Genomic DNA, 13,133 nt, shown 5'->3' with positions numbered 1-13,133 from the left:
CCGCGTTCTCGTCTCACGACGACATGAACCGAGCAAAGGGAGACCCAGATGGCCACACAGGTCAGCAAAGCGATTCTTGTACGCCTGGAAGCACTGCCCGGCAAGGAGGGGGACGTCCGTGATTTCCTGAACCAGGGGCTGTCGATCGTCCAGGGCGAGCCCAAGACCGTCAGGTGGTTCGCAGTCCAGTTCGGACCCTCGTCGTTCGGCATCTTCGACGCGTTCCCCGACGAAGACGGGCGACAGGCGCACCTGTCAGGAGAGGTCGGGAAAGCGCTCGGTCAGAACACGGGTGTGCTGTTCGCGGAGCCCACGATCGAGCCGGTCGATGTCGTCGCGGAGAAGCAGCCCGCGTAGAGCGGGTGGCGCTTGCGGAAAGCGGTGACCGCGTGACACCCGCCGCCGGACAGCACGGGCCGTCTTCGCCGGGATCAGAGACCATGGAGCAGCGCCCGTTCGGCCCCGTGTCGCGCGAGGTCGCGGTGATCGGCCAGGGGACCTGGTACATCGACGATGCGCACCGGCCGACGGCGGTCGCCGCCCTGCGCCACGGCCTCGATCTCGGCATGACCCACATCGACACCGCCGAGATGTACGGCGATGCCGAGATCGTGGTCGGCGAGGCCATTGCCGGTCGGCGTGAGGACGTCTTCCTCGTCTCCAAGGTGCTGCCGGGCAACGCCTCGCGGCGCGGGACCGTAGCCGCCTGCGAGCGCTCGCTCTCGCGCCTGCGCACCGACAGGCTGGACTGCTACCTCCTGCATTGGCCCGGCCCGCACCCGCTCGAAGAGACCTTCGCCGGCTTCGAGCGGCTCCGTGAACAGGGGAAGATCCTGTCCTGGGGAGTGAGCAACTTCGACGTGCCCGATCTCGATGCCGCCTGGAGAGCAGGAGGCGAGGGCCGGATCGCCTGCAACCAGGTGCTCTACCATCTGGGCGAGCGCGCGATCGAGCACGCCGTGCTGCCCTGGTGCGAGGACCACGATGTCGCCGTCGTCGCCTACAGTCCCTTCGGCCATGGCCACTTCCCCGGCCCGCGCACGCCGGGTGGCCGCGTGCTGGAGGAGATCGCGGCTCGCCACGGCGCCACCGCACGCCAGGTGGCGCTGCGCTTCCTGACGCGGCGGCCGTCGATGTTCGCGATCCCCAAGGCATCCAGCCCGGAGCACGCCGACGACAACGCGGGCGCGGGCGCGCTGCGCCTGAGCGATGCCGAGCTCACTCGAATCGACGCGGCGTTCCCGCTCGGCCCGCGGCCGCGCAGGCTCCCCATGCTGTAGCCACCGCCTGCGCAGCTCCACCGTGCGTCGTGCGAACGAGGGATGCCCGCGCGGACGAACTAGACTGTTCCGGTCCGGCATCCCCGATTTCCTGGAGTTGAGCCGCGTGACCACCCCCTCCCAGACCGCTGTCGCCGATACCGTCGAGAACGCCGCCGCCACGCCGGAGAAGGAACAGCCGTATGCGGCGCTCGGTCTCAAGCCGGACGAGTACGACAGGATCCGCGAGATCCTCGGCCGCCGCCCCACGTCGGGCGAGCTGGCGATGTACTCCGTCATGTGGTCGGAGCACTGCTCGTACAAGTCGTCGAAGATCTACCTCCGCAAGTTCGGCGACAAGGTCTCGGACGAGATGCGCGAGCGGCTCATGGTCGGCATGGGCCAGAACGCGGGCGTCGTCGACATCGGCGAGGGCTGGGCGGTCACCTTCAAGGTCGAGTCGCACAACCACCCGAGCTACATCGAGCCGTTCCAGGGTGCCGCCACCGGCGTCGGAGGCATCGTCCGCGACATCATCTCCATGGGTGCGCGCCCGGTCGCCGTGATGGATCAGCTGCGTTTCGGCGCCATCGACAACCCCGACACCGCGCGCGTCGTGCACGGCGTGGTGAGCGGCATCAGCTTCTACGGCAACTGCCTGGGCCTGCCGAACATCGGCGGCGAGACGGTGTTCGACTCGGTGTACCAGGGCAACCCGCTCGTCAACGCGCTCGCGGTGGGCGTCCTCCGCCACGAGGACCTCAAGCTCGCGAATGCGACCGGTGCCGGCAACAAGGTCGTGCTGTTCGGCGCCCGCACGGGCGGCGACGGCATCGGCGGGGCATCCATCCTCGCCTCCGACACCTTCGCCGACGGCGGCCCGACCAAGCGGCCCGCGGTGCAGGTCGGCGACCCGTTCGCCGAGAAGGTGCTCATCGAGTGCTGCCTCGAGCTGTACCGCGACGAGCTGGTGGAGGCGATCCAGGACCTCGGCGCCGCGGGCATCTCGTGCGCCACGTCGGAGCTCGCCGCCAACGGCGGCTCGGGCATGCGCGTCGATCTCGAGAAGGTGCTGCTGCGCGACCCGACGCTCACGCCCGAGGAGATCCTCATGAGCGAGAGCCAGGAGCGCATGATGGCGATCGTCGCGCCCGAGAAGCTCGACGCGTTCCTCGAGGTGGTCGGCAAGTGGGACGTCGAGACCTCGGTCCTCGGCGAGGTGACCGGCGACGGGCGCCTGCAGATCTTCTGGCACGGCGAGCAGATCGTCGACGTCGACCCGTCGACCGTGGCGGTCGACGGCCCGGTCTACGAGCGCCCCGTCGCCTACCCGACCTGGATCGACGCGCTGCGCGAGGACTCGGCATCCGCTCTTCCGCGTTCGAACGACGCGGAGACGCTGCGGTCGCAGTTCACCCGGCTTGTCGCGAGCCCGAATCTCGCCGACACGTCGTGGGTCACGAACCAGTACGACTACTACGTGATGGGCAACACCGCCCTGTCGTTCCCCGACGACGCCGGCATGATCCGCGTCGATGAGCACTCGGGTCTCGGCTTCGCGATCGCCACGGACTGCAACGGGCGCTACTGCCAGCTCGACCCGTACCAGGGCGCGAAGCTGGCGCTGGCCGAGGCGTACCGCAACGTCGCCGTCACCGGCGCGGAGCCGACTGCCGTCACCGACTGCCTCAACTTCGGCTCGCCCGAGAACCCCGAGGTGATGTGGCAGTTCTCGCAGGCCGTCGACGGCCTGTCGGACGGATGCCTCGAACTCGGCGTACCCGTCACCGGCGGCAACGTCTCGTTCTACAACCAGACGGGCGACCAGCCCATCTTCCCCACGCCGGTGGTCGGCGTGCTCGGGATCATCGACGACGTGGCGCGCCGCATCCCGTCGGGCTGGCAGGATCCGGGCGAGAACATCTACCTGCTCGGCGTCACGGCCACCGAGCTCTCGGGTTCGCAGTGGGCCGGCACGATCCACGACCACCTCGGCGGTCGCCCGCCGGCGGTCGACCTCGGCCAGGAGAAGAAGCTCGCGGAGCTGCTCCACGCGGCCGGGCAGCAGTCGCTGGTGTCGTCGGCGCACGACCTGTCGTCGGGCGGCCTCGCGCAGGCCCTCGCCGAGTCGGTCATGCGCTTCGGGGTGGGTGCTCGCGTGTGGCTCAACGAGATCCAGGAGCGGGACGGGGTGGATGCTGCCACCGCCCTGTTCTCGGAGTCCACGGGCCGCGTCATCGTGTCGGTGCCCCGCGAGGACGACGTGAAGTTCCGCGGGCTGTGCGAGGGCCGGGGCTACCCTGTGCTGCGCATCGGCGTGACGGACTCGGCCGCGCACGGCGACGAGCCGGCGCTCGAGGTGCAGGGCCTCTTCACGGTGCCGCTGACCGAGTTGCGCGACCTCTCGACGTCGACGCTCCCGGACGCGTTCGGCCCGATCATCACCGAGCACACCGCCTGAACCGCGGTCGGGGCGAACGTAGGATAGGACGCATGGCGGCGGACGACGACGAGTACAGCGGTTTCAACGACGTCCGGCAGCGCCGCGTCAAGATCATCGCGTGGGTGACGATCGTCGCCCTGATCCTCGTCGGCGGCGGCGCCACCGTCTTCGCCCTCCTCTTCGGCTGACCTCTCGGGCGGCTCCGGCGCGAGAATTCGCGGGCTTGGCTGCCGGCGCCTGCTGCATTCGGCTTGCCGTTTGCGGCTCGCTGTGTGCCCGGCATCCGTGATCGGGGACGGCACTCCGCGAAAACCCCGATGAACTTCCGGTTCACACACGCACTGGGTCTCCGATCCCGTACAGCGGGAGAGCCGTGTGAGCCGGAACTCACACAGGGCCTACGGGACGTGCCTGCCTGGCAGCGACCGCCCTGGGGGTCCTGCCGATCTTCTGGCGAGAGATCCGGCCGGCCCCTCCGCGCACCGCTGCCGTCGCGCGCGGTATCAGCAGACTCCCGGGGACAAAGCGTTATATCGCGATTACCATGGCAGGGTGGAGCCGATCCTCCTCATCGTCGCGAGCTGGTGGTGGGTCGCCCCGGCCGCCGCGGGCGCCGGAGCGGCGACCTATGCCGGCCTGACGACGCGCACGCGCCGGGCCCGCCGCCTCGAGCTCGATGCTGCCCGCGCCGAGGAGTCGCAGGCGTACCGCGACCTCGTCGCCGCGAAGGCGCGCGTGCGCACGGCGCACGCCGACATGCTGACGGCGAAGTCGCGAGGCGGGTCCCCCTTCCCTCCCGCCGACGTGCGGCGCGAGCTGCAGGCGGCGAAGCAGGATGAGAGGACGGCATCCCTCGCCCTCCGCGCCAGCAGGACGCGCGTGCGGGCCGGGTACGAGCAGTACCGAGCCAGCTCGTCCCAGGATCCCCTCCCGATCGACCGGCTCTACGCCGCCCACGACGCGGTCAACACCCGGTGGCTCGCGTACGAGACCGACGTCGACAAAGCGCTGGCGTATCCGCAGATGACCGATTCGCGGCATCCCGCGACCGTCGTCTTCCTGCGCGCCCAGCGCGAGGCGCTCGCGAAGCGTCCGACCCTGCGTGACCGCGTGACGCCGCACCAGTACCTGGAGTACCGCGTCGCCGTGCGCCACCTGGAGGCCACGTTCGACGACGCCGAGCGGGCGGCAGGGGTCCCCGGAGCCACCCGCGCCCCGGCGTCGCCCGGAGCGGCGACGGCCGCCGGGCTGACGGCCGCCGCCGCGGTGCTCGCAGAGATCGCCGACCGGCTTCCGGCGCTGATCGCGCGCATACCGCCGCCCCGCACCGGCGAACCTCCCGCTGGCAGGGTGCCCTGAGGCCGCCACCTGACCGCGAGCGGCCGTTAGCATGACACTGTGCAGTTCTGGGAGTTCGCGGGGAGCTTCTGGTGGCTCGTCTTCCCGTTCATAGGCGTCCTGGGCATGGTCGGCAATGCCTGGGAGCGTGGCGCGCGCATGCGCCACAAGCGCCGCCTCGAGGTGATGCACGCGAAGGCGGAGCTGAAGGTAGCCCAGGCCGCTGCCCGCGGCAAGGCGGTGCCCGCCGCATCCCTTCCTCCCATCACGGCGCCGACGGCGACCACGGCCCCCGGCGCCGCGTCGGCAGCCGCACGCGAGACGCAGGCGACACAGCTCGAGCGCCTGTTCGCGACCCACGACGCGGTCACGGCGCGGTGGCTCGAGTACGAGCTCGACGTCGCGAAGATCATCGCCTTCCCCGCCATGAGCGACGGCCGTCAGCCGCTCACGGCTGCCTTCCTGCGCGCCAAGCGCATCGCCGACGGCCTGCGGCCCGCCTCGCCGAAGGCCCGGCTGTCGAAGGAGCAGCTCGCGGAGTACCGCAACGCGGTCGCCGACTTCGAGGTCGCCTTCGACGTCGCCGAGCGCGATGCCCGTCGCCTCCGCGACTCGTCGTTCACCGACGACGAGCGCAAGCGCCTCGACACCGCGAAGAAGCTCCTCACGGTCGCCATCGACGAGGCCGCGACGCCCGCCGAGCGCCAGCTCGCCTACCGCCGGGTGCGTGAGGAGCTCGACGGCCTCATCTCGATCTCCGACGAGGCGATCGAGGTGCTCGAGAACAAGGTGATGCTCGAACTCGGGCCGGTCGCCCCGACGACGACGGCGACGGATGCCGCTCCCCCCGCGAGTGCGCAGGCTCCGGTGAGTCCGGCGACTCCGGCCGCAGAACCCGGGCTGCAGCCCGAGACGATCCCCGCGCCGAAGCGCCCCAGCACGACCCCGCCGACGGCCACCTGGCCGGTGCCGTCCCGCACAAACGGCGACTCCCCGGGCCGCGTGACCCATCCCAAGCCCCACCGCTGACGGTCCGCAAGCCGGGACGAACCTCGTCCCTCAGGACAGCTCGGGGTGGGCGTCGATCCAGGCGTCGATGCGGGCGAACCAGTCGAAGAGCCACGCGGCACGCGCGTCCAGCCCGTCGGGGATCTCCGCCCGCGGCACGCGCCACGCCCGCATCGTGATGCTCTTGTCCATCGGCAGCTCGCGCCAGATGTCCCTCAGCGTCACCAGCTTCTCCAGCCCCGTGTGGGCGATGAAGACGACGTCGGCGTCGGGGGCGGCATCCAGAGCCGCGTGCATGCCTCCGGGCTGCGGTGCCATCACGTGCACCATCGCCTCGGCGCGCTCGGCCATCGCCACCCGTCCCGAGGCGCGCAGCCTCTGGATGCGCGAGCGGCGGCGCGAGGGGCTGACCTGACCGCCCTCGGGGAAGATGACGAACGCATCTTCGGGGCCGAGGCCGGCGGCGAGGTCGCCGAGCGCCTCCTCCACCGAGGCGCCGCCGCCGGCACGGCCGTTGCCGAAGCCGGACGGCACGATGAACCGCGCCGGGATGCGGTGCAGCAGGATGTCGATCGCCGGGTCCCACTGGAGCGTGTACTTCAGCACGATCCGCGGCCGGCGGGCCACCTGGTTGAGGAGGGTGTGGATGAGCACGAACGAGTCGCCCGGCCCCCCATGACGGCTCGCGACCACCAGCGGCGCGCCGGGCGCGAAGAGGCTGTCGAACGCGGCGCGACCCGGGACGGCGGCATCCCGGTCCCTTCTGCGCCAGGGCAGCCGCACGAGGTCGTCGGCCTCGTCGCGTCCCGTGGTGGTGATCGTCAGACGCAGCACGCCGCCGAAGATCCAGAACAGCGCGCGCAGCGCCCACCCGCCGAGTGCGTAGTGCGCCGTCACGAACCCCGGTCGCCGGAGGGCGGCGCCGAAACCCGACGCGATCCACAGCGCGAACATCGCGATCACGAGCATCGCGTCCCAGAGCAGGTACACGGTCACGAGCCAGAGCACGCGCGGCAGCCGGAAACGCCCCGGCACGAGGGCGGTGAGCGCCAGGGCGACGATCAGCCACAGCGGTGTGAGCACCAGCATGACGACCGCGGCGACGATCACGAGGGGTGCGAGAAGGATGCGGCGCACCCACGTCGGCGGCAGGCGCATCATGCTCCCTCCCGCGTTCCGAGGCCGCGGTCGGCGAGGAAGGCGCGACTCGCCTCATACGCGAGGTCGATGCGGCGGCGGACGGTGTCCATGCGGCGGTACGACAGCAGCGAGTCGTCGCCGTCGAGCCCGCCCCCGCTGGGCAGCACGTGCAGGGCGACCCCCTCGGGCAGCGTCGCGACGTCGCGCGCGTAGCGATGGCGGCGCGCGATCTCGAACGCGACGCGGGCCGTGTCGACCGCCGACCTGGGTGCGACCAGCGGCGTCTCGATGCGACCGACCTGCAGCACATAGACGGTTCCCGCCCCGGCCTGCACCGCCTGCTCGATCGGGATCGAGTTCACGATCCCGCCGTCGATGAAGTGCTCGTCCCCGATGCGCGTCGGCGGCAGGAGTCCTGGCACGGAGGCCGACGCGAGGATCGCCTCGACCAGCGGACCCGACTCGAACACGTGCTCCGCAGCGCGCTCGATGCTCGCCGCGACGACGCGGAGCCGCACGGGGAGGCTTTCGAACGTGGCGTCAGCGCCGAGCGCGCGTTCGAGCAGGTGCCGCAGCGGCGCCGGAGAGTTGAGGTGCGTCTTCGTCTTCACGAGCCGCGTGAACTGGGCGAACAGCGAGTCGCCGTACACGGCGTTCGCCTCGGGCGACGTCCACGCGTCGAGCAGGCGCTCGACGACCGTCGGGGTCGGGTCGCTGGCGACGAGCGCGCCGTTGATGGCGCCGATCGACGTGCCCACCACGACATCGGGCCGGATGCCGGACTCGAGGAGGGCGCGCAGCATGCCGATCTCGACCGCGCCCCGGACGCCACCGCCGCCGAGGACGAACGCCACCGTCATGTCCACACCCTATTGCGGTGCGGTGCCCGATCCCGCGGGAAGGTGCCGTCAGCGGCTGTCGGCTGCCTCGGTGTGGTGGCGGATGACCTCGGCGACGACGAAGTTGAACCACTTCTCGGCGAACGCCGGATCGAGGTCGGCCTGTTCGGCGAGGCTGCGCAGGCGGGCGACCTGCTGCTCCTCGCGCGCGGGGTCGGAGGGGGGCATGCCGTGATCGGCCTTCAGATGACCCACCTGCTTGGTCGCCTTGAAGCGCTCCGCCAGCAGATACACCAGGGCGGCGTCGATGTTGTCGATGCTGCTGCGCAGCCGAGCCAGCGTCGTCGTGGGATCTTCGGTCATGGCGGTCCTCCTCGCCCCTCGACGATACCCGAGCGACCGCGGCGCTCCGGCGGTGTGACGCCTCTGTGCCCGCGGGTACCCCGGGCCTAGAGTGTGTCCCATGACCGACACCTCGCCCTCGCCCGGCGCCGCCGCTCCCGAAGCCGCCGAACCCCCTCCCGCGGGACCCGCGGCATCCGGGGCCGGCACCAACGGCCAGCTCGTGTCTCGCGAGGCCGACGCGGTCGCGCCGCTGGACGCCGACCCGGTGTTCACCGGGGAGGCCCCTGCCGGCAAGACGTTCTGGGCCAACCTCAACAGTCCGTTCCGGCTCGGTCTGGTGCTGACGCTCGGGGGACTCGCCGCCATCGCACTCGGCCTGGCGTTCTGGAACCTCTCGACGATCATCATCTACATCGTCTTCGCGCTGTTCGCGGCGCTCGGGCTCGACCCCGTCGTGCGCTGGCTCGGGCGTCACAACGTCTCGCGGCCCTGGGCCATCGTGATCGTCTACACGGCCTTCGCGGTCGTGCTCGCCGGTGTGCTCCTGCTGGTCATCCCGGCCCTGGTGAAGCAGATCGGCGCGTTCTTCAGCGACCTGCCGCAGACGATCAGCGATTTCCAGAAGTCGGACTTCTACGGGTGGCTGAGCGACACCTTCGGCTCCCAGGTGGGTCAGATCACCGGTCAGGTGGAGTCCTTCCTGACCAACCCGGCCAACATCGCCGCGATCGGCGGCGGCGTGGTGAACTTCGCCGTCAGCGTCGGCACGACGATCTCGGGTCTCATCATCGTGCTGGTGCTGAGCCTGTACTTCCTGGCGGGCCTTCCCGCGATGAAGGTCGCGTTCAACCGCTTCGTCGCCGCCCGCAACCGGGCGAAGGCGGCGGCGATGACCGACCAGATCACCGACTCGATCGGCGCCTATCTCATGGGTATGGTCGTGCTGGCGTTCTGCAATTCGGTCGTCGCGTTCTTCCTGCACCTCTTCCTCGGTCTGCCCTTCCCGGCCCTGATGGGCGTGCTGGCGTTCTGCATCACGCTGATCCCCCTCATCGGCTCGGTGCTGTACTGGATCACGGCGACCACCATCGCGCTCTTCACCGGGTGGGTGCCGGCGCTGATCTTCGCGATCATCTACCTGATCTACATGCAGCTCGAGGCCTATGTGCTCACGCCGAAGGTCATGAACAAGGCGATCTCGGTGCCCGGCGCGCTGGTCGTGATCGGTGCGATGGTCGGCGGCACGCTGCTCGGCCTCCTGGGCGCCCTGGTCGCCATCCCCGTGACCGCGTCGATCCTCCTCATCATCAAGCAGGTCTTCATCCCCAAGCAGGACGCCAAGACCTGACCGGCCCCGGCGGCAGGCACGGGACTTGTCGGCGTGCCCGCCCGCGCCCATACTGTGCGCATGGCGATCCGCGACGCCGCCGTCGTGGACTGGACGGGCCGGTTCGAACAGCTCGTCGCCCACGAGGCCGCGCTGGCCGGCGACGAGCTGGACGAGCTCGGGCAGGCGGCGTGGTTCGTGGGGCGCGACGACGTCTCGGTGCGCGCGTGGGAGCGCGCACACCTGCGGTACCTCGACGACGGCGATCTGTCGTCGGCCGTGCGCTGCGTGTTCTGGCTCGGCTTCACGCTCAGCGAGGAGGGCGACGACGTCCGCGGCGGCGCGTGGATGGGCCGGCTCATGGAACTCTGCGCGCGCGACGACGCGACGCCGGCGACCGAGGCGGTCCGCGCCCTCTGCGTCGCCGTCGCCACCTTCGCGCGAGGTGAGGTCGAGGCATCCGTCCCGCTCTTCCGTGAGGCGGTGCAGAGAGCGGATGCTGCCGCCGACGCCGACACGTTCACCCTCGCCACGATGAGCCTGGGTCGCGCGCTGATGATGACGGGCCGGATCGACGAGGCCATCGTCGAGCTCGACCGGGTGATGCTGCTCATCGCCGACGGCCGCGTGAGCGACCGGGCGGCCGGGCCCGCGTACTGCGCCGTGATCGCGAGCCTGCTCGGCCGCGGCGACGTGGAGCGAGCGCGCGTGTGGACGCGGGAGCTCGGCGCCTGGTGCGACTCTCAGCAGGGCCTGGAGCCCTTCCGCGGCGAGTGCACGCTGCACCGGGCGGGCGTGTTGCAGCTGGGGGGCGAATGGCAGGCCGCCGCCACGGCGACCGAGGAGGTCTGCACCACGGAGAAGCGGCCCGAGACGCTCGCGCACGCCTGGTACCGGGCCGCCGACCTGCACCGGGTCGCCGGCCGGCCGGGCCCCGCTCGGGCTGCGCTGCGCCGCGCTGCCGCCCTGGGCCTGGACGTGCAGCCCGGACTGGCCCTGCTGAATCGTGACGCCGGTGACCTGGCGGGCGCGTGGGCGGGACTCGAGGGGGCGCGCGCCACGGCGGTGGAGCCCGCTGTACGCGCCGAGGTGCTCGCCGCGGCGGTGCAGGTGGCGCTGGACCGCGGCCGCCTTTCGGACGCGGCCGCCGCCGCGCAGGAGCTCGCAGCCTGCGCCACCGCGTTCGACACGCTGTACCTGCGGGGGCTGTCGTCCCGGGCCGACGGCGAGCTGGCGCTTGCCGAGGGTCGCGCGGCTGAGGCGCTGCCGTTGCTGCGTGCTTCGTGGGCAGCGTGGCGGCGGATCGACGCGCCGTACGAGGCCGCGCTCACGCGGGTGGCGATCGGTGCGGCGATCCGGGCGATCGGCGATGTGGAGGGCGCCGAGCTGGAGTTCGATGCGGCGCGCGGCGTGCTGGAGAGCCTGGGCGCGATCCCCGACCTCGCGCGGTTGGAGCGGGTGGCGGCCGCGGCGCCGGTGGCGGCATCCGATCCGGGTCTCAGCCGCCGCGAACGCGAGGTGCTCGCCCTGGTCGCCCGGGGCTGGTCGAACCGCCGCATCGCCGAGCACCTCTTCCTCAGCGAGCGAACGGTCGCACGGCACGTCGGCAGCATCCTCGCGAAGCTCGGCGTGCCCAGCCGCTCCGCGGCGACGGCGTACGCGTTCGCGCACGATCTCGCCGCCGCCCGCTGAGCCGCCGGCGCGTTCCTCAATTGAGGATTCGCGCCGAGTCGAGCGGAGCGGAGGACGGATGCTACGGCCCCGCGGAATTGGTCATTTCTGCCGATTCGGGCGCCTCGTCCCCGCTTCTACCGTGAGCGGAAGGAGGTCATCATGAACACGACAACACTCGACACGGTCATCATCGGCGCAGGCGCTGCCGGCCTTCACACCGCGCGGCTGCTCGCCGAACGAGGCATCGACGTCGAGGTCATCGAGCGTCACGCCCGCGTCGGCGACGCGTGGCGGGAACGCTACCGCTCGCTCCGGTTGTTCACGCCGCGCCGCTGGGCCGAGCTTCCCCGCATCCGGATGGGTATCGGCTTCTTCGACTACCCCACCGGCAAGCAGTTCGCCGACTACCTCGAGCAGTGCGCCGCAGCGATCGGCGCCCGCGTGCGCCTCTCGACGAGCGTCGAGCGGCTCTCGCTCACCGACGACGGCAGGTTCCGCCTGACGCTGTCGACGGGCGACGACATCGTCGCGACGCGCGTGGTCGTCGCAGCCGGCGCTCACGAACGGCCGGTCCTTCCGCCGTTCGCCGCCGACCTCGACCCGGCGATCCGGGCGATGCACTCGCTGGACTACCACGGTCCCGAGGACCTCGCGCCGGGACCCGTGCTCGTCGTCGGCGCGGCCAACTCCGGCACCGACATCGCGCTCGAGGCGGCGGCATCCGGTCACGCGACCACGCTCGCCGGCCGCCACCCGGGGCAGGTGCCGGTCAGCATCGACACCCCGGTGGGCAATCTCGTCAGCAGCGTCTTCATCCGGCGCCTGCGCGGCCTGACTCTCGACACCGACCGCGGCCGCCGCTTCGCGGCCGCGAACCGGGGCCACGGCGTGAACCTCGTGCGCAACCATCTCGCCGACCTCGCCCGTGCGGGCGTGCGTCAGGTGGGACGCATCGCGGGGCTGGGCGCTGACGGCCGACCGGTGCTCGAAGATGGTGAGCGGATGGATGCCGCCACCGTCGTGTGGTGCACCGGCTCGCTGCCCGACCTGCGCTGGATCGACATCCCCGCCGCGTTCGGCGAAGACGGCGAGGTCGCCCACGAGCGTGGCATCGCCACCCGCGTGCCCGGGCTCGCCTTCGTCGGGCTGCCGTTCCAGTACTCCGTCGCCTCGCCCACCCTCATGGGAATGGAGCGGGATGCCGCGCACGTCGTGTCGTGCCTGTTCGAGTCGGCGCGCGCGGCGCGCGCGGGCCGCGCGGCCACCCGGCAGGGCGCATCCGTCGCCGCGTGATCCGGCGAGACCGCCCAACAGCACGCTCAACCCGCCAGCGGAAGTGTCGTCGTGCGGTCTCGCGCGCGGACAGTTGCCAAAAAGGCCATGTGACTTCCGGTTCACGCTCCTTCCTCTGCAGAGAACGTCCCCTGCGCCCCGGTGTGAACCGGAAGTCATGAGCGGCGCTGTGCGAACCGGAAGTTCATCAAGGGCGCTGTGTGAGCCGGAAGTTCATCAGGGGCGCTGTGTGAGCCGAAAGTTCACCAGGGGGCCATGTGAACCGGAAGCCATGAGCGGCGCTGTGTGAGCCGGAAGTTCATCAGGGGCGCTGTGTGAGCCGAAAGTTCATCAGGGGCGCTGTGAACCGGAAGTTCATCAGGGGCGCTGTGTGAGCCGAAAGTTCATCAGGGGCGCTGTGAACCGGAAGTTCACCAGGGGAGCCATGTGAACCGGAAGTTCATCGGGGTTTTGGGAAAGTGTGGAGT

General features: G+C 71.0%; 12 protein-coding genes. 9 read left to right on the top strand and 3 right to left on the bottom strand.

Annotation, left to right across the window (positions count from 1 at the left end):
- The first annotated feature begins 48 nt into the window (after positions 1–48).
- The 6 genes from ACN9MP_RS00380 (at position 49) to ACN9MP_RS00355 (ending at position 6,069) form a co-directional block, all read left to right on the top strand.
- Positions 49–357 (top strand): putative quinol monooxygenase, encoded by a 309-nt coding sequence (locus ACN9MP_RS00380; RefSeq protein ID WP_426322927.1) that lies wholly within the window; start codon positions 49–51, stop codon positions 355–357.
- An 83-nt stretch (positions 358–440) separates the two neighbouring features.
- Positions 441–1,280 (top strand): aldo/keto reductase, encoded by an 840-nt coding sequence (locus ACN9MP_RS00375; protein ID WP_426322925.1) that lies wholly within the window; start codon positions 441–443, stop codon positions 1,278–1,280.
- Between the two features lie 106 nt (positions 1,281–1,386).
- Positions 1,387–3,720, top strand: a complete 2,334-nt coding sequence (purL, locus tag ACN9MP_RS00370) for a phosphoribosylformylglycinamidine synthase subunit PurL (protein ID WP_426322923.1) — start codon at positions 1,387–1,389, stop codon at positions 3,718–3,720.
- Positions 3,721–3,752: 32 nt separating this feature from the next.
- Positions 3,753–3,890, top strand: a complete 138-nt coding sequence (locus ACN9MP_RS00365) for a hypothetical protein (protein ID WP_426322921.1) — start codon at positions 3,753–3,755, stop codon at positions 3,888–3,890.
- Positions 3,891–4,254: 364 nt separating this feature from the next.
- Positions 4,255–5,061, top strand: a complete 807-nt coding sequence (locus ACN9MP_RS00360) for a hypothetical protein (RefSeq protein ID WP_426322919.1) — start codon at positions 4,255–4,257, stop codon at positions 5,059–5,061.
- A 39-nt stretch (positions 5,062–5,100) separates the two neighbouring features.
- Complete coding sequence (locus ACN9MP_RS00355; protein ID WP_426322917.1) at positions 5,101–6,069, top strand: hypothetical protein; 969 nt, start codon at positions 5,101–5,103, stop codon at positions 6,067–6,069.
- Positions 6,070–6,099: 30 nt separating this feature from the next.
- Here the strand turns inward: ACN9MP_RS00355 and ACN9MP_RS00350 are convergent, their stop codons facing one another.
- Genes ACN9MP_RS00350 through ACN9MP_RS00340 form a run of 3 tightly spaced genes read right to left on the bottom strand, consistent with a single transcriptional unit; the run spans position 6,100 to position 8,390 of the window.
- Positions 6,100–7,209, bottom strand: coding sequence for a 1-acyl-sn-glycerol-3-phosphate acyltransferase (locus tag ACN9MP_RS00350; protein WP_426322915.1), 1,110 nt, complete (start codon positions 7,207–7,209; stop codon positions 6,100–6,102).
- A complete protein-coding gene (locus ACN9MP_RS00345) occupies positions 7,206–8,048 on the bottom strand; it encodes a patatin-like phospholipase family protein (RefSeq protein WP_426322914.1) in 843 nt (280 codons plus the stop codon). Before ACN9MP_RS00345 ends, ACN9MP_RS00350 begins: the two co-directional genes overlap by 4 nt.
- Positions 8,049–8,096: 48 nt before the next feature.
- Positions 8,097–8,390, bottom strand: a complete 294-nt coding sequence (locus tag ACN9MP_RS00340; protein ID WP_426322912.1) for a chorismate mutase — start codon at positions 8,388–8,390, stop codon at positions 8,097–8,099.
- A 100-nt stretch (positions 8,391–8,490) separates the two neighbouring features.
- Between ACN9MP_RS00340 and ACN9MP_RS00335 the strand changes: the two genes are divergently transcribed.
- The 3 genes from ACN9MP_RS00335 to ACN9MP_RS00325 all read left to right on the top strand — a co-directional run bounded on the left by ACN9MP_RS00335 (position 8,491) and on the right by ACN9MP_RS00325 (position 12,666).
- Complete coding sequence (locus tag ACN9MP_RS00335) at positions 8,491–9,720, top strand: AI-2E family transporter (protein ID WP_426322910.1); 1,230 nt, start codon at positions 8,491–8,493, stop codon at positions 9,718–9,720.
- A gap of 60 nt (positions 9,721–9,780) precedes the next feature.
- The gene (locus tag ACN9MP_RS00330; protein ID WP_426322908.1) at positions 9,781–11,391 is read left to right on the top strand and encodes a LuxR C-terminal-related transcriptional regulator; all 1,611 of its coding nucleotides are present in this window, start codon (positions 9,781–9,783) and stop codon (positions 11,389–11,391) included.
- 141 nt (positions 11,392–11,532) lie between these two features.
- Positions 11,533–12,666 carry a flavin-containing monooxygenase gene (locus ACN9MP_RS00325; protein ID WP_426322906.1) on the top strand — a complete coding sequence of 378 codons (1,134 nt, stop codon included), beginning with the start codon at positions 11,533–11,535 and terminating at the stop codon, positions 12,664–12,666.
- Positions 12,667–13,133: the final 467 nt, after the last annotated feature.

It is taken from the genome of Microbacterium sp. E-13 (genome assembly GCF_049912955.1).
GTDB lineage: Bacteria > Actinomycetota > Actinomycetes > Actinomycetales > Microbacteriaceae > Microbacterium.
Note: the sequence above shows the minus strand (reverse complement) of the source record. Positions and strands in the feature narration are given on the sequence as shown.